At 72.2% G+C, this 23,595-nt stretch carries 15 protein-coding genes; 8 read left to right on the top strand and 7 right to left on the bottom strand.

The genetic code is table 11. From position 1 onward, the window contains the following. Positions 1–38 precede the first annotated feature (38 nt). Positions 39–1,244: a Dyp-type peroxidase gene (locus tag ACIO92_RS33670; RefSeq protein ID WP_402284303.1), complete on the bottom strand. Its 1,206-nt coding sequence runs from the start codon at positions 1,242–1,244 to the stop codon at positions 39–41. Between the two features lie 111 nt (positions 1,245–1,355). On the opposite strand from ACIO92_RS33670, the gene ACIO92_RS33675 reads away from it, so the two are divergent. Continuing rightward, complete coding sequence (locus ACIO92_RS33675) at positions 1,356–2,642, top strand: right-handed parallel beta-helix repeat-containing protein (RefSeq protein WP_402284300.1); 1,287 nt, start codon at positions 1,356–1,358, stop codon at positions 2,640–2,642. Positions 2,643–2,761: 119 nt separating this feature from the next. Here ACIO92_RS33675 and ACIO92_RS33680 read toward each other — a convergent pair whose 3' ends face one another. From ACIO92_RS33680 to ACIO92_RS33695, 4 genes are all read right to left on the bottom strand, one after another. Next, a complete protein-coding gene (locus ACIO92_RS33680) occupies positions 2,762–3,604 on the bottom strand; it encodes a hypothetical protein (RefSeq protein WP_402284298.1) in 843 nt (280 codons plus the stop codon). Between the two features lie 126 nt (positions 3,605–3,730). After that, a complete protein-coding gene (locus ACIO92_RS33685; protein ID WP_402284295.1) occupies positions 3,731–6,319 on the bottom strand; it encodes an SdrD B-like domain-containing protein in 2,589 nt (862 codons plus the stop codon). A 749-nt stretch (positions 6,320–7,068) separates the two neighbouring features. Then, positions 7,069–7,884, bottom strand: coding sequence for an SAM-dependent methyltransferase (locus ACIO92_RS33690; RefSeq protein WP_402060856.1), 816 nt, complete (start codon positions 7,882–7,884; stop codon positions 7,069–7,071). A 533-nt stretch (positions 7,885–8,417) separates the two neighbouring features. After that, the gene (locus tag ACIO92_RS33695; protein ID WP_402284293.1) at positions 8,418–11,810 is read right to left on the bottom strand and encodes a S8 family peptidase; all 3,393 of its coding nucleotides are present in this window, start codon (positions 11,808–11,810) and stop codon (positions 8,418–8,420) included. 1,566 nt (positions 11,811–13,376) lie between these two features. Between ACIO92_RS33695 and ACIO92_RS33700 the strand changes: the two genes are divergently transcribed. After that, positions 13,377–14,375, top strand: coding sequence for a dihydroxyacetone kinase subunit DhaK (locus ACIO92_RS33700; RefSeq protein WP_366445757.1), 999 nt, complete (start codon positions 13,377–13,379; stop codon positions 14,373–14,375). A gap of 135 nt (positions 14,376–14,510) precedes the next feature. Then, positions 14,511–15,128, top strand: a complete 618-nt coding sequence (gene dhaL, locus ACIO92_RS33705; RefSeq protein ID WP_366445775.1) for a dihydroxyacetone kinase subunit DhaL — start codon at positions 14,511–14,513, stop codon at positions 15,126–15,128. A gap of 67 nt (positions 15,129–15,195) precedes the next feature. Here dhaL and ACIO92_RS33710 read toward each other — a convergent pair whose 3' ends face one another. Then, positions 15,196–16,005, bottom strand: coding sequence for an HAD family hydrolase (locus ACIO92_RS33710; RefSeq protein ID WP_402060862.1), 810 nt, complete (start codon positions 16,003–16,005; stop codon positions 15,196–15,198). A 512-nt stretch (positions 16,006–16,517) separates the two neighbouring features. Between ACIO92_RS33710 and ACIO92_RS33715 the strand changes: the two genes are divergently transcribed. From ACIO92_RS33715 to ACIO92_RS33725, 3 genes are all read left to right on the top strand, one after another. Then, a complete protein-coding gene (locus ACIO92_RS33715) occupies positions 16,518–17,171 on the top strand; it encodes a ScbR family autoregulator-binding transcription factor (protein ID WP_402284290.1) in 654 nt (217 codons plus the stop codon). 606 nt (positions 17,172–17,777) lie between these two features. Beyond that, a complete protein-coding gene (locus tag ACIO92_RS33720; protein WP_366445754.1) occupies positions 17,778–17,954 on the top strand; it encodes a CsbD family protein in 177 nt (58 codons plus the stop codon). Between the two features lie 1,082 nt (positions 17,955–19,036). Next, on the top strand, positions 19,037–19,612 hold the full coding sequence (locus ACIO92_RS33725; RefSeq protein ID WP_402284288.1) for a universal stress protein: 576 nt from the start codon (positions 19,037–19,039) through the stop codon (positions 19,610–19,612). Positions 19,613–20,585: 973 nt separating this feature from the next. Here the strand turns inward: ACIO92_RS33725 and ACIO92_RS33730 are convergent. After that, complete coding sequence (locus ACIO92_RS33730) at positions 20,586–21,398, bottom strand: phytanoyl-CoA dioxygenase family protein (RefSeq protein WP_402060891.1); 813 nt, start codon at positions 21,396–21,398, stop codon at positions 20,586–20,588. Between the two features lie 168 nt (positions 21,399–21,566). On the opposite strand from ACIO92_RS33730, the gene ACIO92_RS33735 reads away from it, so the two are divergent. Both ACIO92_RS33735 and ACIO92_RS33740 read left to right on the top strand, forming a co-directional pair. Continuing rightward, on the top strand, positions 21,567–22,091 hold the full coding sequence (locus ACIO92_RS33735) for an alpha/beta fold hydrolase (protein WP_402060894.1): 525 nt from the start codon (positions 21,567–21,569) through the stop codon (positions 22,089–22,091). Positions 22,092–22,251: 160 nt separating this feature from the next. Beyond that, positions 22,252–22,629, top strand: a complete 378-nt coding sequence (locus ACIO92_RS33740) for a nuclear transport factor 2 family protein (protein WP_366446509.1) — start codon at positions 22,252–22,254, stop codon at positions 22,627–22,629. The last annotated feature ends 966 nt before the right edge of the window (positions 22,630–23,595 follow it).

A 23,595-nucleotide genomic window follows, 5' to 3' on the forward strand; every position in this document is an offset into this window, starting at 1 on the left:
CGGCACGTGGACTCCGGTCCCGGGGAGGGCGGGCCGCTTCAGGTCCAGAGCTGTTCGCCGAGGACTCCGGCCTCCGGTGCTCCGGGCAGGACGTACGCCACGGCCGACGCCCGGTGTTCGAGGAAGGGGTTCAGGGCGTCGTGTGCGGTCAGCCGTTCCTGGACGCGGGTGAACTGGCGCGGATCGCGCATGAAGGCGCAGAAGAGGAGTCCACGGTCGTCCGGACCGTCGTCGTAGCTGTAGCTCCGGCGGAGCATACGGGCGCCGCCGTCGAAGCGGGGGCTGGCGAGCCGCACATGGGCGGTGGCGGGAATGACGTAGGAACCGTTCGGGTTCTTGGCGTAGATGTCCGGCTCCTCGTGTTCCGCCGTGCCGCTGAGCGGGGATCCGTCGCGCATACGGCGCCCCATCGCCCGGTCACGGTGAGCCTCGGGGAGGGCCGCGAAGCCCGCGACATCCATGTGGATCCTGCGGTAGACGAGCACGGTGCCGTCGCGGTGTGCTCCGGGCGGACCCCAGACCCACCGGTCGGCCGCCGCCCGGTCGGGGTTGGCGGTGCCGTCCTTGGAGCCGAACAGGTTCCGGGGGGTGCTGCCCGGGGGCGTGTGGGGCAGGAAACCGGACTGTGTCCAGCGTGTCGTGGCACCGGCGGCACGCGCGGCGGCGCCGACGAGTTCCGCCACGACGGTGAGGCTCCAGCGGTCGGCCGCGCACAACTGCACCAGGACGTCACCGTCGCTGCGGCGCGGGTCGAGACGGTCGTCGGAGAAGGCCGACAGCGCGGTCAGGGAAGCGGGGACGTCGAGACGCAGGCGCGCGGCGAGCGCCGGGCCGATCCCGACCAGAGAGGTCAGCCGGGTCGTACCACCGCCCTGGAGCCGGGCGTCCGGCGGGGCGGCGGACGCCGTCGCGGCGAGCGAGCCGGTCAGCGCACCGAGGACATCGCGCAGGGTCTTCCGGTCCGCGCCGACGGAGGTCCGGGGGAGGTCGAAGGAGAGGAACAGGGTGGCCGGTTGCTGAGGCGTCGTGACGCCCGCCTGACGAGCGCCGTGGAAGGGGACCGGAGCGGCGGGAGCGTCGTCGGATGCCCGGACGTCCGCACGGGCCCCTCGCGCCAGTTCACCGGTGGCCGCGCCGATACCGGCCGCAAGGACCGCACCGCCGGCCAGCAGCGCCCTGCGCCGTCCCACCCCGGCCCCCGAGGCATGGGGTGGATTCTGCTCTAATCCCTGTTCGGTGGGCATGTGCCTATTGGAGACGATAGAACGACACCCATGCAAATCCTGTCCTTACAAGGTGTGTTGATGTGTTCGAGTGGCCCGTCGGCGGGGTCGCGGGCGGCGCGGAGCCTGTGCGTGCCCGCGGTCGCGGTCGCGCTGGCGCTCACCGGTTGCTCAGGTCCGGAGACGACGGCCCCGGACGCGCGGCACCCGGCGGGGAGCGTGCTGCGCGTTCCGCAGGACTACCCCACCGTGCAGGAGGCCGCGGACGCCGCCCGCGAGGGTGAGACGGTACTGATCGGTCCGGGCACGTACCGGGAGAGCGTGCGTGTCACCACACCCCGTGTGGTGCTGCGCGGGACGGACCGCAACAAGGTGGTCCTCGACGGCGGTGTGCGGCTGGCCAACGGCATCACCGTGACCGGAGCGGGTTCCGTGGTCGAGAACCTCACCGTACGCCGCTACCTCGCCAACGGCGTGCTGTTCACGGGTGTCACGGACGAGCGGCTGCAACAGCGCGGCGGCGGCGGGTCCGCGTACGACCCGCTGGACACCGAACGCTTCCCCGCGCTCCGGGGCTTCCGCGCGACCGCGGTGACGGCGTACAACAACGGCCTGTACGGCATCTACGCCTTCGACGCGCGCGACGGAGTGATCGAGGGCTCGTACGCCTCGGGGCACGCCGACTCCGGCATCTACGTCGGCCAGTGCAAGCCCTGCCGCACCGTGGTCCGGGGCAACACCGTGGAACGCAACGCCGTCGGCGTCGAACTGACCAACGCCTCGGACCGGCTGTTCGTGCTGGGCAACCGCGTCGTCCGCAACCGGGTCGGCATCACGGTCAACTCCAATGACCTGGAGGCCCTCGCCCCGCAGCGCGGGGCCGTGATCGCGGGCAACGCGGTCGTCGACAACAACGCGGCCGACACGCCCGAGCAGGCGGACGGGGGGTTCGGGATCGGCATCGGCATCGGCGGTGGCACCGGGAACCGCGTCCAGCGCAATCTGGTACGGGGCAACCGGGCGGCCGGGGTGCTGGTGACCGATCCGCCGGGGCACCCCGCGAGCGGCAACCGCGTCGAGGACAACCGCGCCACCGGCAACGGCACCGACCTCGTCCTGGCATCGGCCGACCCCGGCAACTGCTTCGGGGACAATCGGCCCGCCACCCAGAGCCCGGACGGGCTGGAAGGACTCGCGGGCTGCGGCACCCGCCGCCGTGGCGCGCCGCCCGAGGGCCGGACGACTCCCGTGCAGGCGCCGCCCGGCATCCCCTTCAGCCGGGTACCGGCCCCACCCGCCCAGCCGTCCCTGCCGGACCCGGCTGCCCCGGGCCGTCCCGCGACCGGCCTGCCCGGGACCGTCACCCCGGCCGACTACCCGCTCCCGGAGACGGTGGACGCCGTACCGCGCCCCCGCTGACCGCTGCCCGGAGGCCACGCGCGGTCTCCCCGGCCGCCCCACGGCTGCGAGGCGGACCCTGAGGCGCCCGATGCCTCCCTCTCCGACCCGGCGGGGGAGGCGTCAGGCCCGGGGGAGGATCAGCGAGTGATCCAGGGAGCTTCCGGGAGTTCGGCCCGGCTGTCGTGGCCCAGGAACTCCAGGGTGGTCGGGACGCCCAGGCCCGGCATCCGCATCGTCACCCGCCGCAGGCCGCCGTCGCCGTCCACCCAGTACGTCAGCGGCGACCGCCCGCCGTCGGGCCCCGGACCCGGCGCGGCACCCCGGGCGCGCGGTCCGGCGAACCTGTCGTAGTCACGGCCGTCGATCCGGTCCCGCGCCAGCCAGCGCGCCCCGGACTGCGCCAGCAGCAGCGGATTGTCGGGGCGGTCCGCGCCGAGGCCGATCATCAACTGGAGCCCGGCGTCCAGGGGATCGGAGGTGTAGGAGCGCGCGGACCAGCCGGAGCGCGGGATGCGCTCGGCCTGCTCCCAGAAGGGGCTGCCGTCGTCCTGATGGGCGGGGGCCAGACCCAGGCCGCCCCCGTCCCAGACGATCAGCCCCTGGTCGAGCCGCCCCGAGGGCGGCCCATGGGTCCCCGGTCGCGGCGAGGCCTCCGAGGCGCCGCTGACCTGGTACCGGCCCACGGCCCTGTGGTTCCGGTAGTCCACGACCCCCCGCACCCGCACCACGACGTCACCGCCCTCGGCGGCCGTGAGCCGCACGGTCACGGGGCTGGCCTGATGGAGACCCAGCCGTGACAGCGCCAGCCGGGACGCCTCCTCCGTCGTCACCGGCCGGTCGGTGACCGTGTCGGTGGAGAAGGCCCGCCAGGCCGCCAGGCCACCGATCACGACACCGCACACCATGATGGCGATGAACGTTCTCGGCCAGAAGGCGCGACGCGGTGCACGGCCGCCGACCGGTCTCTTCCGTCTCTTCACGCGCTCGCTTCCTCTCGTCGGTTCGCATCTGCCGGTCGCGCGGGAGGGCGGGTTCGCGCACCAGAGGTCCGCGAACCCGCCCGTGCCGGACCGGAAGTCACCGGTTCCGGCAGACCCGCTCAGGAGCTATGGCCGCTCGCTCCCGCGCTTGCGGCGCATCGTCAGGACCAGCGCCGAGCCGAGCACGACGAGCGCGCCGCAGCCCGCCGCCAGCGGCCCCGTCAGGCTGCCGGTGGCCGCGAGACCGCCCGGACCGGACTCGTGGCCCGGCACTCCCGGTGCGCCCGGTTCTCCAGGAGTACCCGGAGAACCGGGGGGTCCCGGCGCCGGTGCGGTCGGTTTCGACGTCGGTGTCGGCTTGGGCGTCGGCTTGTGGGCCCGCTTGTTCACCGCGGTCACCGAGACCCCGTCGTCGAGGTTGTCGGAGGTGAGCACCAGCGGTCCGAACACCGGGTTCTGCGGAAGGGAGTAACCGTCCGGTGCCTTGACCTCCTGCCAGTAGTACGTGCCCGGTGTGCCGCTTCCGGCGCAGCGCCCGTTGCTCCGGGTCACACAGGGCCCGCCGACCCGGGAGTCCGGCGCCGCCCCGGACATCTGCAGGCCCTCCGTCCCGTTGGTCTCCTTCCACAGCTGGAACGTGGCCCTGGCCAGGGGCTTGCCGCCCTGGTCGTGTTTGATCAGGCGCAGCGCGCCTTCCTGCTGTCGGAAGCCGAAGTCGTACGTGTGGTCGTTCTGCCCCGGCCCGCCGGTGGTCAGCGCCCGTTCGGGGAACGTGCCCCCGCGCGGGACGATGCCCTTGGAGTCGATGAAGCGGTTGTCGCCGACGTCCGCCTGGGTGGGCACCCACTGATGGAGCGGCCCGTTCTTGGCGTAGTCGGCCGGGTTGTCGAGGCGGATGGTGTACTTGGTCTTCGGCTGGAGGCCACCGGTGACGTTGGAGTCGTCGAAGTAGTACTCGCCGCGCGCCGACGTCACCGTCGTCCCGACCAGCTTGCCCGTCCCGTCGTACAGGTTGACGGTCGCGCCCGCGACCGGGCGCTGGCCCGGCTTCTGGAGGCCCGATCGCTCGGGGTCGTACCAGACCCGGTTGCCGATCTGGAGCGGTGCCCGGTCGCAGAGCACCTCCAGGTCGCCCATCGAGGCGCCCTTGCCGAACGGGGCCGGGGTTCCGGCCGGGTTGAGGCGCAGACCGGACTTGGGGTCCTGGCTGCCGTCACGCTTGTTGAAGGTGGTGCCGTACCCGAAGGCCGTGCTGTTGGGGTCGAAGCCCGAGGTGGCGATGGTGTCCTCGACCCTGGAGAACGCCATCCCCGCGAAGGAGGCGTTGTGATGGGCACCCATCCGGCTGGTGTCGAAGAAGCGGGTGCCCCGGGGGGAACGGCCGCAGCCGTTGTTGGTGTCCAGCACGTACGTGCCGTCCGCCAGGCACGCCTTGTTCAGGTCGCCTCCGGACAGGACGGTGCCGACCGAGCCCGGCGTCGGGCCCGCGGGCGCCCGGTCGCCGAAGCGGTCGCGGAACGCCACCAGCATGGAGCCGTCCGTCTCGAAGTCGACCTCGCCCACCTGCGGTTCGGGCTGGGCGAGGTAGGTCGCGCAGCCCTGGCCGTTCTGGGAGGTCGGGAACGTGTTCGTCCAGGCGAACCAGCCCGCCCCGTCGCACGGCGGCGCGCCGACCGTGGACTGACGCGGATAGTCCAGCGGCTGGTCCAGGACCGGCCGCTGGAACGCGCCGGTGGCGAGGTCGAACGGCAGGACCACGGCGCGCAGGTCCGAGGTCTTCCCGGTGGACTCCCCGGAGCACACCCCGCCGACGTAGCCGACGCCGTCGTGCAGGCCGAGGCCGAACGGCCGCCAGTCCGCCGCCGAGGGGCAGCCCGGATCGGGGACGGCGGTGACGGCCTCGGGCGCCGAGGCGGTCACCGCCGTGGCGTCGTACCGGTAGAGCTTGCGGTTGTTGAGGTTGACGACGAACAGGTACCGGCCGTCATCGGTGATCTTGAGCCCGCCCAGGCTCTCCTTTCCCGGGACGCCGAGGAAGGCGTCGTCGGTGCCGGGGCCGTGCGCGGTCGTCCCCGCGTCGGGTACGACCGCGAACAGCGCGGTCTTCTTCGACGCCAGGTCGGTCACGTAGATTCCCCCGGCGCCGCCCGGACCGTAGTCCGTGGTGCGTTTGGCGACCGCCGAGGAGAACACGCGCTTGTCGGCCTTGTTCCACGCGATGCCGTAGAGGGTCCCGGTGTCGGCGTTGGTGGCGACGTTCGTGACGTCGACGTCGACGCCGTCCTGGCCGCGGGCCGAGTAGGGGAAGGAGACCAGAGTGCGCTGCGTCCCGCCCTCGCGGGTCGCGGGCTGGCAGGTCGTCACCAGGGGAGCGTTCTTCTGGCAGTAGTCGCCGGGGCTCCACAGCCCGGTGGTGTACGCCACGCTCTTGTTCCCGGAGAGGTCGACGAACTCCTCGTTGCTGCTGAGCTGGTTCGGCGCGCCGTCCAGCCCCTGACGGGAGGCGAAGGCCGGGTGCAGTACGCCCGGTTTCGGGTTGATCACCTGCACGCGGTACTTGCCGTCGGTGCTCCCGCCCTGCGCGGGAGTCAGGGTCACGGTGCCGTCGGACGCCGTGACCCCCTCGACGCCCGCTCCGGCGTCGCCGGTGAGGGTCACCCGGACACCGGCGATGCCCGGTTCGAGGGCGGGTGTCCACGTCCCACTGTCGTCCACGGCCCGGATCACACGGACCGTCACCGAACCTGTTTCCGCCTGCGAGTACGCGGCGGGCGCCATGGCTAACGAGCCACTGCCGATTCCCAAGGCGAGCACGCCCAGACAGCCGACGATACGGCGGCCGAGTACACCCGACCGCGTCCCGCGCGGGTCGGACGTGGCTCTCTTGGCGGCTTCATAGGTGAATGTCATCCCCTGCTCTCAGCACTGGAAGGGGCTTTCGCCCGGCTCATGAGGGAGTACACAGAGATGCGGAGAAACCGTCTCGCCGAAATCTTAGAGGGCCTTTACGTGAGGTGGTGGCGGAACGGCGAAGTCCTCCGGGGAGGCCCGCTCATGTATCGGTCTTTTCCCACGTCACCGGCGGGAAAGTGATTCGGTGAGGCATTCCTTCACGTGATCAAATTTTCGTCAATGTAAAGCGCAGAAATGTTCGATCGAGTGAAATCGATCTTTTTTGCTTGCGAATCTCGACTATTGCGCTACAGGGTGCGCGCCCGAGTCCTGTATTTCGCCATGACCGGAACGGATTCCGCGCGTGTGGATCTGCACCGGGGTGCCTTCGATGCCCCGGCCGCTCTCCACAGGTGATCGAAGGCGTCGCGTTCACCCGGCGCCGAACCCGGGGTCTTCGGCACCCGGGTCGACGAGCGCATCCCTCCATGCCCCGGGCAGACACCGCGTACGCACCGCCCCGCGCCCTCGCCCGCAGCCCTCTCACGGGCGCTGGTGGAATCCGGCGGGTCTCACGGCTTGCGGGCGACGCCCCCGGCGATGCACCGCTGAGCCACGCCCTGACTGGCCGGAGGGGCGTCCTCCCGCCACTCGCTGCACGGCACCAGGCCCGGGGCGACCATCTCCAGACCGTCGAACAACTCCTGCAGCTCGTCTCTGGTGGAGAAGGTGCCGCTGCCCATCATGCTGTGCAGGAACATGTCCTCCATCTTCCGTGCGGTCGCGCTGTACTCGTCCTCCGGATCCAGGAAGTGGCTGAGAGCCACATAGGATCCGGCGGGAAGGGCGTCGGCGTAGGCGCGCACGATGTCCTTGCGGGTGCGGGTGCCCTCGCCGGTGTAGTGGTGCAGCGTGCCCATGTGCAGCAGGGCGATGGGCTTCTCCCAGTCGAGGTGGGACCGCACGGTCTCGTTCCGGAGCAGGGCCTCCGGCTTGAAGATGTCCTCGGCGACGATGACGGCGTTCCGGTTCCCCGCCAGCAGCGCGCGGCTGTGGGCCAGCACCAGGGGGTCGTTGTCCACGTAGACGACCCGTGATCGCGGGTCGATCCCCTGCACCACCTGGTGGGTGTTCTCCGCGGTCGGCAGGCCCGAGCCGCAGTCCAGGTACTGCGTGATGTCGGCCTGGCCTGCCAGGAAGCGGCACGCGCGGATCAGGAAGGCGCGGTTCTCGACCGCCAGCCCGGCGGTTTCAGGAACGGCTCGCATCACCCGGTGGACCACCTCGCGGTCCACCTCGTAGTTGTCGCTGCCGCCGAGGAACGCGTCGTACACCCTGGCGATGCTGGGCTTCGTCGGATCGACGTAGGGGGGCGGCGTACGGGACATGGTTCCTCACCAGTGTTCGACGGAACGAGTCGGGCAGGGGCTCCGGGCTTACGGAACACCGAGACGCGGCACCGTGGTGGACAGGCGGCGGGACCCAGCCGGTCCACCCACCTGTCGGCACGACGCCCTCGTCGCGATGACCGCCTTCGGCTTCGAAACGTGGACCATCGTCCCGGCCTCCGGCTGGATCCGCCCGATGACATGCCACCCCGAAGGAGTGACGGGCCGGGCCCCTGACCACTGCGGCTGGTGTGGACAGGGAGTCAAGGGCGGAAGCACGGGTGCCGACGATCTCCTTCCAGGTCGGCTGAGCGACAGGCGAGGGGGTGTGCACGTCGGTAGGGCAGAGGCACGGCGCGAGAGGCTGCTCGCCTCCGCACCCGTGCTCCTCGCCCTCCTCGACGGCACGGGGGCCGTACTTCCGTGGCTCGCCCATTCACGTGAGACAACGGCCGACCCACGGGAGCCCCCCGCGTCCCGATGGGTCGGCCTCCTCCGCCCGGCGGCCGCGCGGCCACCGGGCGGGGTCTCGCTCACCTGCCGAAGTACGCGTCGTACACCGTCACCGTCCCCCTGTTGCCCTTGACGTCCGTGACCTCGGCGCGGAGCGCGACGGACTTGTCCTTCGCCGGGTTCGGCAGGGTGATCCTGCCCTTCGTGACGGGGACCTTCCGCCAGATCAGACCGTTGTCGTACGACACCGACACGACGAGCGATCCGAGGTTCCGGCCCGCCGCCGGGCCCTGCACGGTCACCGGGAGGGTCGTGGTGGCACCTGCCCGGACGGTGCCGTCGAGGGCGCCGACCGCGCCGAAGCGGGGCAGGGAGACGGGCAGTTCTGTCCTGGTGCCGACGGTGGGGCGCTCGGTGCGGAAGGTCCAGCTCACATCGGTTCGGCTGGAGATCCGGGACACGTCGGGGGTACGGGTCGAGGTACTGGCCAGGGTGTATTCGGCGGCCTCGGGTGCCACCTCGAAGCCCTGTGAGCCCCAGAGCCCGCCCCCGTACTCGCCGATCTTCGTGGTGCCCCGGTGCAGCGTGGTCCTGGACGAGGCGATGTTCGTCAGGCCCTCATGGCCCTGGGCGTCGTCGAACAGGCCCAGCCTGCCCCACAGTAGATCGCCTTCCCGGAAGACACCGGAACCCGGTCGCAGCGACGGCTGGACGACCCCGGTGTTGAAGGTCTCCCGGTACTCCTTCCCCGCCCGGTAGGTCTTCGCGCCGCCGAGGAGATACAACCCGTCGGGGAGCGGCTTTCCCTGGTCCACCAACGAGCCGTACTGGCGGTAATGCATGTTCCAGGTGGCCTTCTCGGCGGTGGAGAGCAGCAGGGTCCGGGAGGCGGGCAATGGCTCGGGCGCGGAGTCGGGGGGGCCGACCTCGGAGACGCCCGTCGTGCCCGTGAGGCTCAGATCGCCCCGCTTGCCCTTGACGGAGCCGCCGAGGCCGACCCGTACCGTGGCGAACTCACCGGCGGCGAAGTGCTTGGTGTACCCGGTCGCGAACCGGTTCGCCTTGCCCCCGGACACGGTCCGGTACTCCTCGCCGGACGGCTTCTTCCACTGGGTGCTCCAGGTCTGGGAGAGCGAACCGTCGGTGATCTCCGGTCCGATGTGCGCGGTGCGCAGACCCGTGAACGACTCCAGGGAGTAGGAGTTGGCCAGCCAGTTGCCGCCCGGATCGTCAAGGGTGTAGCTCGTGAGGGCGTACGTGGACTTGGCGGCAGGGTCCGGGACGGTGATGGAGACCGGCTCGGCCGTGCGGGCGTCGACGGTGACGGTGGTGTCCTTGTCCACGGTCAGACGGGGCTGGGAGAGCAGGTCGAAGCCCTTGCCGGAGTCCAGCGGGTCGACGGCGGCGCTGGACTGGAGCAGATAGCTGCCCTTGGGCGCGCGGATGACGCCGATCCCGGCCGCGCGGTCCGTCCAGCGGAACTCGGTCGTGGAGTGGTTGGCGAGCAGCTCCGTGGTGAAGTCGTCGCCGGGTGAGCCGTCGCGCGCGATGTGCCGGACGGTGACGTCGTACGACTCGGTCTCCAGTTCCACGGAGGCGGTGGTACGGACGGTGTGGCCGTCACCGGCGGCGGTCAGGGCCGCCGCGTAGGAGCCGGAACCGGAGCCGCCGGGGCCGGAGTTCCCGCCCGCGAGGCGGGTGTCTGCCGTGACGGTCACGGAGGCCGTGCCACCGGCCGGGACGGTGATCCGGTCCTCGCCGAGAGTGAAGAACCCGGCCGGGGCGGGTGTGCCGTCGGGGCCGACGCCCTTGGCACTGAGCTGGAGGACCGTGTCCCTGGCGCCCTGGTTGCGGTAGGCCACCGTCCTGGTGACCGGGGTGTTGTCGGTGTGCGGCCAGGCCTGGCGGCCGAAGTCGACGGTGTTCGCGTCGGCGGTCACGGTCTGCTCGACGGCCCGGTCGACGGCGAGCCTGCCCGAGCCCTGCTCGAAGGGGCTGTACGGACCCTCCTGCGCGGAGGCGGTGAGGGTGCTCTTCAGCTCCTTGTACGTCCAGCCGGGGTTCTTCTGCTTGAGGAGGGCGGCGGCCCCGGCCACATGGGGCGTCGCCATGGAGGTGCCGGAGATCGTGACGTAGCCCGGCGGGTTCTGTCCGAACATCCGCTCGATGGTGCTGCCGGGGGACGAAGCCGCGGTGATGCCCACGCCGGGAGCGGTGATGTCCGGTTTGACGCTGCCGTCGGGGAGCGGGCCGCCGCTGGACATCTCGTACATCGCGTCGTTGTCGTCGACGCCGCCGACGGTCAGCGCGGAGGGCGCCGAGCCGGGCGAGCCGACGGTCCGCGCCGACCGCCCGTCGTTGCCCGCCGCGATGGCGAACAGGACGCCCTTCTCCGCCGATGCCTTCTCGACCTGGGCTTCCTTGGGGTCGGTCCCGGGAGTGTCCCAGCCACCGAGGCTGAGGTTGACGATGTCCGCGCCCTGGGCGACGGCCCACTCCATGCCCGCCACGATGGAGGAGTCGTCGCCACGGCCGTCGTCGTCGAGGACCTTGCCGCTGAGGACCTTCGCGCCGGGGGCGACACCCTTGTGCTTCCCGGCTGATCCGGCGCCCGTACCGGCGGCTATGGAGGCGACATGGGTGCCGTGGCCGTTGCGGTCCTTGGTGTCGGGGGAGGCGGAGAAGTTCGCCTCCCCGATCACCTGGCCCTTGAGGTCGGGGTGTGCCGCCTCGATCCCGGTGTCCAGCACGGCGATCTTCACACCGGTGCCGTCGTGACCGGCGGCCCAGGCCCTGGGGGTGCCGACCTGTCCGACGCTGGTGTCGAGGGAGGCCCGGTTGACGCCGTCGAGCCAGATGCGGGCGATCCCGGAGGCAGCGGTCCGGGCGCTGTCCCCCTTCGGCGCGGTGAGGGTCTTCCACAGGGCGGCGGGGTCCTCGGCGGGGGCGGTCACCGCGTCGGCGTTCAGGGTCCGCAGGGTGCGCCGGAGCTGGGTACCGGGCAGGGTCCGCACGTCGGTGCGGGCCGCGACGGCCGTCGGTCCGCCGGTGTAGCCGACGATCACCTTGAGGCCGTCGCGGTGGGACATGAGGCTCTGCGCGCGGCTGAGTTCGGTGACGTCGAACAGTCGCTGGTCGAGCGTGCCCGAGGCGATGAGCTCACGGGCGTCGTACGGGATGACATGGGTGCGCCCGTGCTGGACGCGGGTCTGTACGGGTATGCGCTCCCGTCCTGCCGCCCGCTGGAGCCCGGTGACGGCTCCCTCGGCGTCGACCCGGACCCGGTCGCCGGTGATCAGGGTGATCACGGAACCGGGACCGGATCGTGCTGTCCCGCCCGTGGGGACCACGCCGGATCCGGTGGGCGCGGCGGTCGCGTGACCGGGTGACCCGGTGACCGAAGCGGCCGCGAGGACGACCGCGACCGACAGGGTGAGAACGGGTCTGGCGACGTCATGGCGTCTTCTGGGCAACTTTCCTCCTGATGGCGGAACCGGAGTCCGGGGTGGACCTCGTTCCCTGAGGCCACAACTGGGCGGCCCCGCCTTCAGGTTGGCCAGCCGTACCGCAATGGCCGGAAATGATCGGAGGGGTGGGTTCTCGGCCGCCGGCCGGAGCGCGGGGTGCGCCGCTACCGCAGTCGGTCCGCCGCGCGTGTCCGGTTTACGGGTGGTGCGGCGATCGGCCTGGGCCGTGGAAGTTCCTTCTGCGGACCCTGCATTCCGACGACACGCTCGCTCGGCGACGTCATCGGCGAACTCTCCGGAGTCCTTCCCCGCGCGGTCAGCGGCCGGGAGCCGTTCGGCGACGCCTGCCAGGAGAATTCCGGCCCGGATGTTCTCGCGGCCCGCCTGCTCGCCGGTCCTGGGCGCAGCGCGGTGGGCAGGACCATGGCTCCTGCCACCGGAGGCCGCGGACGGTGCCCGCGGTGACGGGGCGGCGACCGCTGGGTGACGGGGCGGCGGGATCTTGCTGGTGCGGGGGGCGTAGGAGAGGATCGCGGAGCGGTCGGTGGACGGTCCCGGACGAGGCGGGGCCAGCGGCACCCCGGTGGGCGGTCGGGGAGCGGAGAAGATCGCCCTGTCCGGCGGGCCGGTGGTGTCCCCGAGGTCGGCGCGTGGCGCGTACGGGTCGGGTCCCGTCGGGCGAGGAGTGGCGGGCCCGCTTCCCCGAACTGGCGCAACCGCTCGGCGGCTGGTTCACGCGGGACGTGCCGGACGAGTTCGGCGACCACGGGACGGCGCTCGCCGACTACCTGGAGGGCACCGACCCCGGTCTCCTCGCCCGGCGGCGGGGGAGCCGCACGGTCTCCTCGCCCTCGCCCTCGCCCTCGTCCTCGCCCTCAGCCTCGGCCTCGACGAGGACGGCCTGGCCCTGGCGGTGGCGACCCTCGGCGCGGAGGTCGAGCCCCCGGTGCCGTACACCCCCGGAGCCCGGCCGGCCACGCTCGCCGTGCGGCTGCGCGGCTGAACACCGTCGCCGAACCAGGCCACGGCCCTTCCCGCCGGAGCGCTCACCACCCTGTGTGCCGGCCTGCTGGCCTTCCACGTTGCCGACGCGGCGCTCGGCCCGCGGTACGGCGACTCCCCGCGCACCGTCCTGAAGCGGTTCCCGCCCTGTGCGCTCCGCGCCCCGGGAGCGCTCCTGCCCGCCTGCCTCCTCCTGCCCGCGTGGACCGCCGTCTCCCTCACCGGCGCCGTACTCGCCCTGATCACCGTCACCGCCCGGCGGGCCGCCACCCTGGCAGCCGTAGCGGCGGCCCTGTCCGGGGCGAGGGGGCTCGCCCGTAGGGGACCCGTAAGGGCTTCCCCGGGGGCCGTGGGGAAGGGGGATGCACGGGCCCGTCGCGGCGACGACCGGCTCCGGTTCGCCCCCACGCCCGAAAGGACGACCGGCTCCGGTCCGCGCCCACGCCCGAAAGGACGAGCGATATGGCCCATGGCTTGCCCCGGGCGGAGCCGGAGCCCAGCATGTAGGAACCCGGGCGGGAGGCGGTCGGCGGGGGCGCCGACCGTGGCCCTCGACGACAGAGGACTCTCATGGCCTCGTACTTCGAGAACAGCGCCGACACCCTCGTGTCCGACGCTCTCGCGGGCTTCGCCCGTGCCCACGCGGACCTGCTCACCCTCGATCCGGCCCACGGGTTCCTGCTCGCCCGTGCCGCGTCCCCGCACCGCCGGGTCGCCCTGCTCTCCGGCGGCGGCACCGGACACGAGCCCCTGCACGCCGGGTACGTCGGCCGGGGAATGCTCGACGCCGCCTGCCCCGGCCGGGTCTTCGCCTCTCCGCACAACCGCCAGGTCTACGAGGGCTCGCTCGCCGCCGCCCGCGAGGACGGCGTTCTCCACATCGTCAAGAACTACACCGGCGACCGCATCAACTTCGGCATCGCCGCCGAGCGTCTGGCCCACCGGGGAGTGCCCTGCGCGCGGGTCCTCGTCGACGACGACCTCGCCTCCGACGCGGAGGAGATCGCCTCCGGCCGCCGGGGGACCGGAGGCACGGTACTCGTCGAGAAGATCCTCGGGGGCGCGGCCGACACCGGCCTCGGTCTCGGCGAGCTCCAGGCGCTCGGAACCCGCCTCGCCGCCCGCTGCCGCACCCTCGCCGTCGCCTCCGCCGCCCACACCTCCCCGACCCTGGGCGAGCCCGCCTTCCGCCTCGCCGCCGGTGAGCTGGAGTACGGCGTCGGGATCCACGGCGAGCGCGCCAGATCGAGCGCGCACCACGTGCCGCTCGCGGCGCTCGTCGAGCGGATGGCGGGCGAGCTCCTCGAAGCCCTCGCGGCGGAGCCGGGCGCCACCGTCGTCACCCTGGTCAACGGGCTCGGCGCGGTGACGCCCCTGGAGCTGTACGCCACCCACGGCGAGCTGGCCAGGGTCCTCGACGACCGGGGGATCGTCCTCGCCCGGGGCCTGGTCGGCGACTACGTCACGGCCCTCGACATGCGCGGATTCTCCCTCACCGTCCTCCTCGCCGAACCGGCCGACCTCGCTTTCTACGACGCCCCCGTGTGCACCGCCGCCCTCCGCTGGTGAGTCGGCCCCGGCCCGGTGGCCCCCGCACCCCGCCCGGACCGGTTCCGGCACCCCCATCCCCCCGGGCCCCCCGGCCACGAGAACGGGAGCAGTTCCTTGACCCGTACTGACGAGGTGCTCTCCGGCGGCACCTGGATGCGCCGCTTCGCCGGCACCGCCCGTGCCGCCGAGGCCCAGCTCACCGCCCTCGACCAGCGGGTCGGCGACGGCGATTTCGGCACCAACCTGTCGGCGGGCACCGCCGCCGCCCTCGCGCGTCTGGACGCCCTCCCGGCTCCCGGGGACGCCGAGGCGCTGGAGGCGGCGGCGACCGCCTTCCTCGACGAGGTGGGCGGGACCAGCGGCCCCCTGTTCGGGTTGCTCCTCCAGTCGCTCGCCGCCTCCGTCGCCGCCCAGGGCCTCACGGCCCCCGCACTCGCCCGGGGGGCCGGTGAGGGGCTGGCCGCCATCCGGCGCGTCGGCGAGGCCGCGCCCGGCGACAAGACCCTGGTCGACGCCCTGGCTCCCGCCGTCACGGCACTGGGCGCGCTCGACGGCAGGACCCCGCCCGCCGACGCGCTGGGCGCCGCCGCCGAAGCGGCCTGGCAGGGCGTACGCGACACCGCGCGGCTGCGCGCCCGCAGGGGCCGTTCCAGCTATGTAGGCGAACGCGCGGCCGGCGTGCCGGACCCGGGGGCCGTCGGAGTCGCCCTCCTCTTCGCCTCGGCTGCGGGGATCGTCGGCGACCTCACGCCGTACACGAACGCCTCGTAGGCCCTCGCGGGCGCCGGGCGCCGGGCGGCACCGGCCCGTCACCGTGGGCGGGCGTGCGCGGCCCGGCTCATTCCTGCCCGGTGTCCGCCTGTCCCAGCACCCTTACTCGCACCCAGGACAGGAGCACCGGCGAGCGGAGCGTGGTCACCCACAGGTCGGCGCCGGAGGGCCCCTCGTCCGGGCGCGGTCCCACCCCGAGCACCCGCAGCCCGGCCCGGCGGGCCGACTCGATCCCGGTCAGCGAGTCCTCCACGGCCAGTGCCCGCTCCGGCTCGGTGCCGCAGAGCCGGGCTGCCGTCGTGTAGACGTCGGGCCAGGGCTTGGGGCGTACGACCCCCGTAACGAGTCCGTCCGGTGCGTCCGCCCCGTCCGGCGCGGTCCGCGAGGAGGGTGTCCCGGGAGTCTCCGTGGCGACGGCGGTCCCCGCGGGGGCGACCGTCTCCGTGGGGACGACCACGTGGGCGAAGTGCCGCAGCAGTCCCGCCCGGCCGAGGCTCGCCTCCACGACCTCCAGCGGGCAGTTGCTGGCCACCGCCAGCGGCAGTCGTCCCGCGAGGAGGCCGACGAACGCGGCCGCCCCGGGCATGGTCACGGGATTGTCGGCGACCAGGGAGAGGAAGTGCTCCAGCAGGGACCGGGCCAGTTCGTCGGCGAGCTCCGGCTTCTGTGTCTCCTCGGCCATCAGCCGCCCGCAGTCGGCGTAGTGCACGCCCTTGGCACGGTCGGCGAACCCGGGCGGAGCCGTCAGCCCGAACTCCCGGAAGGCGTGGTTCCGGGCGTCCTGCCAGTGCCGTTCGCTGTCCATCAGGGTGCCGTCGCAATCGAGGACGACGGCTTCGGGCGACCAGCTGATCAGCGGATGCGCCTGGGCGGTCATGATGCCTCCGGGAGGGGAGCGGTCGCGCTTGTGGCGAGGCCGGTTCGGATGGATCGCGCGTCTCCCGGTCGACGGGACGGTGCGAGGAGATCCGCAGCCGCCCTGTGAGGCGCGGACATCATGTTCATACCGCCTCAAACGGGAAACATCATGGCCGTTACGTTATTTTCGCGACGCCCTGTAGTGCAATCACTACATCGAGTGATCGACCTGGCGGGCGGAAAGGAGTAAGGGCCGTCTCTCGTGCCTCCCGGCGGCCTCCGTCGATGCCGCGCCAAGCCCGCTCATACGGCGCCCGGTTGGCGCATATGCGCACGGCGGTCCGCGTAGAGCGACGGGAGGGCGACGCATTCGCCCGAATGGCCGGTGGGCGCGCCGGAAAAGAGAAGAGGATCGCCCGCAAGGGTGGGTGCTCGAACGGAAAGAGCCGTGGCCTCGTGCGGGAGCGCGCATTGTCACGGCCGCACGCGGGCGCACTACCTTCTCGGTCGTCACCAGCGAGCCGAGTGGAAGTGGGCAGTACGTTGCAGCAACGGGCCAGGGCGACCCGCAGGGCACTTCTGGAGGCGGCCGCCTGTCTCTTCGCGGAGCAGGGGTACGCCGGTACCAGTGTCAGCGACATAAGCCGCTGGTCCGGTCGGACCAGCGGTGCCGTGTACTTCCACTACGCGGGCAAGGAGGGGCTCGCCCTCGCCGTCGTCGAGGACTCCTTCGCCACCTGGCCCCAGCTGACCTCGCGCTACACGGACCGTTCCGTACCGCCGCTCGACCGGCTGGTGTCCCTCAGCTTCGAGATCGCGCACACCCTCACCGAGGACACCGTCGCCCGCGCCGGCGCACGCCTCTGGGCGGAGCGCGACACCATCGACGTCCCCCTGCCACACCCCTTCGCCCTCTGGACCGCCGCCACCACCCGCCTTCTCGCCCAGGCGCGTGTCACCGGTCAGCTCGCCCACCGGACCCGCCCCGCCACCGTCGCCCCCGCCCTGGTCCGGGCCTTCTTCGGGCTCTGCACCCTCACCGAGGCGCTGGAGGGCCGTCATCTGGTCGCCGACCGCCTGGCCGACTGGTGGTACATCACCCTCCCCTGCATCCAGCGCGACACCGATCCGACGGACGTCCTGGGCCGGGTCCGGGCGGTACGGAGGGCGGTCCCCGAGCCGTAGCGCTCAGGCCGGAGCGTCGGGCACGACGGCCGACCGGCGGGGTACCGCCCAGGAGCGTCAGCGCCCGCCGGGAAACCCGCGCCCGCCGGACCATGCCGGACCGGAGGTGCCCGTGACCGCCACCCTCGGGGGACCGGGCCCCTCGACGGGCCGGATGTTCGAGATCGCCGTACGCGGGGAGTGGCCCAGGCGTACGAGAGCGGCGACGGGACGCTGTCCTGACACGGCTGGGAGGGCGGCGGGAGAATGGACGAGGGGGGGGTGAGTCCCGCCACGGAGCGAGGTGGGGGTTGGATCCGGTCCGGCGGGGAACCCGCAGGGGTGCGACGCGGTCCGCGTCACTGTCGACACCGGTCCTGCAGGAGGGCCCGGTCCGGAAGGACGGGAGGTGGCTCCGGATGGACCCGGGCCCGTGGACGACCCGCCCCGGCAGGGATCGACGAGCAGCGGGGCCGTGACGAGCCGCTCGCGCGGCCCCGCGGTGAGTCCGGTCGACCGGGCGCCGCGCACCGGCGCGGGGGATGCTGGGATCCGGAACCCGGACTGAGACCGGGCCCGGCGCCGTGGCACCGGCCGGGGTCCGTTCACGAGAAAGGAATCGAGCTCATGCGCAAGAGCGCCATGGACAAGGGCAAGGGCAAGATCAAGGAAACCGTGGGGAAGGTCACGGGCAATGAGCGGATGGAGGCCGAGGGCAGGACCGACCAGGTGAAGGGCAAGGTCCGGGAGGTGGGCGAGAAGGCGCGTGACCGCGTCCGCAAGGCCCGCGACGACATGAAGTGACCCGTTCGCCCGGCAGCCGGGCGGCCCGAGGGGCCGTCACGGCCCCCGCCGCCCGGTCCCGGCGCCCGGGTCTCCCCCGAAGGGAACGGGCCCCGGGGGGCCCTGCCGCGTGCCCCGCACGCCCCGGCCGCCCCGGAACCGAACCCGCCGGAGGGAGCCCTCCGGACGCCGGGGACAGCGGACGGCCCGACCCGGCGGGAAGGCCGCAGGTCCGGTCACGAGGAGTCCGCACGCTGACGCGCGGGGTACGCGGTAGGCCCCCCGGGGGAGCCGTCCCGGCCGAGAACCGGACTCAGCGCGGCGCATCCGGCCCATGGAGTCCGGCGCCGTCACCCGCGGGCCCGACCCTCACCGACCGTATGGGAGACGCCCCTCCGTAGCGATGCCTCCCACCCTGCGGGACGGCACCGCACACACCCCGCATTCATCGGGCGGGACCGGGCAGGTGCCCGGTGGAAGCCGACCCGAAGAACCTCCGCGCCCTGCGGGCCCCGGCCCTCGCCGAAGGAGCCCCCATGCCCGGCACAGCGGCTCGCACGGGGCCGTTCCGTCCCCTTCCGCCCCTCGTCGGGGGCGGGGACGCGGCGGGATGCCCTGGCCGGGCCGCCCGATATCGACTGTCCGAGTGGGGTCTCCCCCGACCGGGGACGGTCCAGGAAGACCCCACTCGGTGAGCGGCGGCCCTGCGGCTCACCGACCGGCCGACCGACCGCGCACGCTCCTGCGGACTGATCGAGGACCTCGTCTCCCCGAAGCCGCTCGTGGACCGCCTCGACGTCCGGAACCGGCGCGTCCTCGCCCTCCGCTTCGGCCGGGACCTCACCCGGGTCCGGATCGGTGCGTGCCTCCGTTCCGTCCCGGACGCATGTCTCGCGCCCGGGACAGGCTCATCCTGGGCGAGCTGAGAGCAGGAGCGCCCCCGATGCGGACGGTCCGGGGAGGTCCCTGTGCCGACCGCCCCCGGAAGGAGGGCCGCGCGGGCGCCCCGGGCACCCGTTGGGGACCGATCGGCCCTGTCCTCCCGTCGCGCGCCCGTGCGAGCGTGACACCAGGCTTCGAGCGACCGAAAGGCGGTGGGCGGGATGGAACTCCCCCTGGTCGTGGGTGTCGACGGTTCAGACGCCGGTCTCACGGCCCTGGACTGGGCCGTCGACGAGGCCGTGCGTCACGGACGCCCGTTGCGGATCGTGCACGCCTCCCTCTGGGAACGGTACGAGGGGACCGTGCCGGACCGGACGCCCGACCGGCCCGCGGGCCAGGTCCTCGCGGAGAACATCGTCGGCCAGGCTGTGGAACGGGCCCGGAGAAGGGCGCCGGGCCTTCCCCTCACCAGCGCCGTCGCCGCCGAGGACGCGACAGGCGCCCTGCTCGCCGAAGGGCGGGAAGCGATGGCCGTCGTCGTCGGAGCACGCGGCCGCGGCGAGGTGACCGGTCTGTTGCTGGGTTGCGTCGTCCTGGAGCCGTTCCCGCTCCAGGACGACGAGACCACCCGCCTCCGGAAGGACCCCGCCCGTGCCCACCCCCCCGACGCGCCCCGCACCCGGCGCCGCCGACGGCGGAACCACACCCCGATCCGCCACTGCGTCCGGGGCCTGAGCCACGGCACCGGCCGCACCCTCGCCGGTCTCCTCGGCTGCTGGGTCCAGCAGATACTGTGACCGCCCGCGATCCGGTCCACGGCGGCGCCCGGACCTCCAGGCTCCCTGCCCGGACGCGCGAAGGTCCCGCGCCCAGGAGTGCGGGACCTCCGAAGAGCAGCCAGCGGTCAGCGGCCGGTGATGCCCCAGCCGGTGTCGCGGCCGCGCTGCGGGCGCTCCGCGATGCCCCAGCCCGTGTCCGGCACGCCTCCCGGCCGAGGTCCTGGCGACGGACCCATCCGGTGTCGTTGCTCATCGTTCCTCCCCTGTGGTGCGCGGCGTGTGGTTCCCGCCGGTGAAGGGCGACCGTACGCCCTGGTCACCGGGGGCCAGGGGTTGTGTCAGGTCGACAGGCCGGGACAGGGCAACAGGGCACGGGCTCCGGGTGGGGCGGCCGGTCCGAGGAGGGGTGTCGAGGCCCAGCCGGAGGCACCCAGGTGTGCCCTGGCCGGGTTCGTGCGTCAGGCCGTGGTCCCGGCTCGGCACCACGTGGTCAGGATCCTGTCGAGGGCTGCCCGTCCGGTGTCGCCGGGTTCGCGTTCAGGGCGCTGCGGATGGCCAGGGACATGGCTGACCGGCAGGCCGAGGGCGAGTACCGCCCCTCCCTGTGCCCCGGGCTCAGGAAGATAACCGATTCCGCGCGTCCGCCAGGACGCCGAGCAGCGCGGCACCGACCGCCCCAACGCGCCACGCCGCCCGAAGAAGTCGACCGTCCAGTATCACGCGCGCGCCCCGTCGGACTGGCCGGAGCCTTCCACAGCGTCGCCGTGGCTTTCGGCCCGGAGACCGGCCAGCTCGACCTCCTCCCCGACTCACCCGCCTACGCCACCCAGCTGCGTCTGATGACAACCCGGATCATCACCGCCGCCAACGAACAGACCTTCCGGCTGCCGACCAGCGGACCGACGCGGCCGTCGTGCGCACGGTGGACGGCTGGCGTCAGCCACTGCTCCCGCCAGGAGCCGGACCGGATGAGGACACGAATGAAGCATGTCTACCCGGCGCTGCGGGCGGTGCTGTCCCCGTCCGGACCGGTGGTGTCCTGTCCCAGGCCCCGGCGGATCGCGATCTCCACGGGTGAGTACGCGCCGTCGGCCCGCTCCAATGCGTACGGTGCGGCTGGCATCAGCGGCGGCTGAGCCATGAAGCGCGGCCGCACCCCCCGGTGCGGCTGCGCCGAGTGCACCAAGAACGGATGGCACAGGAAGACATCGCCCGGAGAACCGGTAGCGAGGGCGAGTGGCCGGTGGTCGGACGCCGCCACCAGATCGGGGGCGAGGGCCAGCCCGCTCGCTCCGTCCTCCCCGTACATCTCCAGCACCTTCGGCACGTCGAGGTGTGAGCCGACCCGGATCCGGGTCGGGGCGTCTTCCTCACCGACCTCGCTGAACAGGAACAGCATCAGCAGCGCCCGGCCCTGGGAGCGCAGATTCGTGAAGTACCAGCTCTCGCCTTCCGGCAGATAACTCCCCTCGATGTGCCAGCCCGCGTCGTCCGGCTCCTCCCCGTGCGGGAAGCGCAGCGGGAACGTGCCCAGCGAGTAGCGCGGCTCCCAGCGTCCCGCGCCGACGAGCAGGTCGTACGCGCGGTGCAGGGAAGGGGAGTTGGGTGCGGCGGCGAACGGTCCCTGCGCCATGCCGGCCACCCAGTGCACGGGCTGCGTCCACGTCGACGGGTCGTCCGGGTCGCAACCCGTCTCCCGCCACAACAGCCGCGCGCAGTCCGCGGCCACGCGCGGCGCGACGGCGCCCTCCAGCTTCACGAAGCCATCGCGAAGGAAACGGGATACCAAGGTCGTGTCATCCATGCCCCCATCGTGCGGCGGCACAGGCCCCGGTCACCCGACATTCTCCGCACCGCCTTTGTCAGATGATGACCTGTCGCAGCGAAGGCTGAGCAATGTCCGAGAGGTCCTTCGTGTGGTCCATCGACGTTCACTGGACACTTTTGGAGCGCTCTGTCACCTGGGGGTGTGATGCCGCAGATCGTGCTGTCGTCCGGAACGATCGACTACCAGGACACCGGGGGCGACGGACCGGTGCTGGTGTTCTGCCATGGTCTGCCGATGAACGAGACGCAGTGGCGCAAAGTGGTGCCGCTGCTGCACGGGTACCGCTGTGTCCTGCCCACGCTGCCTCTCGGCGGACACCGCCGGCCGATGGCCCCGGACGCCGATCTGTCCCACCGCGGCGTCGCGCTCCTCCTGAGCGAGTTCATCGAACGGCTCGGTCTTGACGACGTGACACTCGTCCTGAACGACTGGGGCGGTGGCCAGTTCCTGGTGTCGGAAGGGAAGGCCCAGCGGGTCGCGCGCCTGGTCCTGGTGGCCTGCGAGGCGTTCGACAACTTTCCCCCCGGACCGGCCAGAGCGGCGGCCGTGGTGTGCGGGGTTCCCGGTGGCGTGTGGCTCCTGACGCGCCTCATGCGTATCCCCGCGTTCCGGAACAACCGCAACGGCTACGGGGTGAGGCTACGAGGTGAGCCGCCGTTTGGTCCGTGACTGGTCCGGAAGGGCTGGTCAGGAACGGGATACCGGTGGGATGAACTAGGAGTTTCGGTGTAACGCGAGCCCTGGCTAGTGCGGTGACCGGGATGGTCCACCGTGATCGGAAGGCGGCTCGCGGGACGAGCGCACGCGCAACGGCTGGTATTACTGGGGCATGGAGGAAGAGACGGCACGCTCCGCGATCGACATGTTCATCTCCGCGTTCAACGCCTCGGACGACAGTTATGTGACTGCCCTGCTCTCCCAGGCCTTGACCTCAGACGTGGTTTTCTGGGGGCCGTTGGGTCGCAGCGAAGGAATCGCGGCGGTCGAGCGGTTCGTGCTGGACATCCGGCGCCACCCGGCGGGGACCGGCACGATGGTGCGCTGCTCAGCGGTGGACATGCCTGACGAGTGGGCCCGGTACCAGTGGGTCTTCACCATGCCGGACGGAGGCCCCCGCCTGGCGGGAACGGACATCGTCCATCTGCGGCGGAGCCTCATCGACCAGGTCATCGTCTTTGCGGGGGAGATCGAGCCGTCCGCCTCCTGAGCCGTCCTTCTGTCGCTGTCCTTCTCCTGAACTTGTCCCTCTCGGCACTCCGGGGCTGCGGTTCACGGTCGGTCAGGCTGCGGCGTTGAGGGGGCGTCCGCCCCAGCGGATGCCCTTCTCGCTGCGGATGCGGGCGCGTTCCTTGCGCTGGGCGGCAAGTACGTCGGGTGGCGGGCGTTGGCGTTGCGCCAGCGGAGGTGGCGGTGCAGTGCCTGGGTTTGCGTGGGGTGACTGCGGTGGTGGGTTTCCGCCCGTCGAAGCGAGCAGCGTCATCGCCCGCCGGTAACGCACCGAACTCGTGCTGCCCCGGCGCACGATCTGCTTCAGCTTCTGCCCCTCCTTGTCGGTCAGTCTGCGTACACGGACAGGCTCAGCCACCGCGCCTCCAGCAGTCGAATGGACGTCACCGCACATCCAACCGTCACGACCACCAACCCGGCGAACCCACGCGGTCACAGCACGAGCTGGGGTGAGCGAGAGGCGCCTGGCGAGCGAAAGCCCAGGCCGGGCGCCTCTTTTCATGCCCTTAGAAGAAGCCGAGCTTCTTCGGCGAGTAGCTGACCAGCAGATTCTTCGAGTGCTGGTGGTACACGCGCCGCGCCGCTCCTGACCGGGCAAGATGAAGGTATCTGCCTTCGGCGGGCCGGTGCTGGCCCGCAACTGGCCCGGATCTTGGTCGTGAGGGAGTGAGGTGGCACTGTTGTTCCGGGCCAGGGCCCCAAAGGATGGTCGTCGATGGAGGGCCTCAGAGCTTGGGCTACCACCCCGATGAGGCGATCCGTCTGCCCCCTCATGTCGTCCATGCTGCGCTCACGCTGTTGGACCACTTGCTCGAACGACTGGATTTCCTTCCGGCCGGTGACGGCTTCCCCTAGTAGTGCTTCGTTACGTCGGGTGATCTTGCCTGGTAACGGGCATCTTCCGGCTATGAGGCTTGGGGAGGTGGAACGGCTCCGGGGTGAGTTA

This window comes from Streptomyces sp. NPDC087215, assembly GCF_044744885.1.
In the GTDB taxonomy this organism is placed as follows: Bacteria; Actinomycetota; Actinomycetes; order Streptomycetales; family Streptomycetaceae; genus Streptomyces.

Bases quoted from the DNA above. Each gene is read 5' to 3' on its own strand.
- dhaL (WP_366445775.1), top strand. From the start codon at position 14,511: ATGCGCCGCTTCGCCGGCACCGCCCGTGCCGCCGAGGCCCAGCTCACC.
- ACIO92_RS33730 (WP_402060891.1), bottom strand. From the start codon at position 21,398: ATGGATGACACGACCTTGGTATCCCGTTTCCTTCGCGATGGCTTCGTG.
- ACIO92_RS33725 (WP_402284288.1), top strand. From the start codon at position 19,037: ATGGAACTCCCCCTGGTCGTGGGTGTCGACGGTTCAGACGCCGGTCTC.
- ACIO92_RS33710 (WP_402060862.1), bottom strand. From the start codon at position 16,005: ATGACCGCCCAGGCGCATCCGCTGATCAGCTGGTCGCCCGAAGCCGTC.
- ACIO92_RS33670 (WP_402284303.1), bottom strand. From the start codon at position 1,244: ATGCCCACCGAACAGGGATTAGAGCAGAATCCACCCCATGCCTCGGGG.
- ACIO92_RS33690 (WP_402060856.1), bottom strand. From the start codon at position 7,884: ATGTCCCGTACGCCGCCCCCCTACGTCGATCCGACGAAGCCCAGCATC.
- ACIO92_RS33740 (WP_366446509.1), top strand. From the start codon at position 22,252: ATGGAGGAAGAGACGGCACGCTCCGCGATCGACATGTTCATCTCCGCG.
- ACIO92_RS33735 (WP_402060894.1), top strand. From the start codon at position 21,567: ATGCCGCAGATCGTGCTGTCGTCCGGAACGATCGACTACCAGGACACC.
- ACIO92_RS33700 (WP_366445757.1), top strand. From the start codon at position 13,377: ATGGCCTCGTACTTCGAGAACAGCGCCGACACCCTCGTGTCCGACGCT.
- ACIO92_RS33720 (WP_366445754.1), top strand. From the start codon at position 17,778: ATGCGCAAGAGCGCCATGGACAAGGGCAAGGGCAAGATCAAGGAAACC.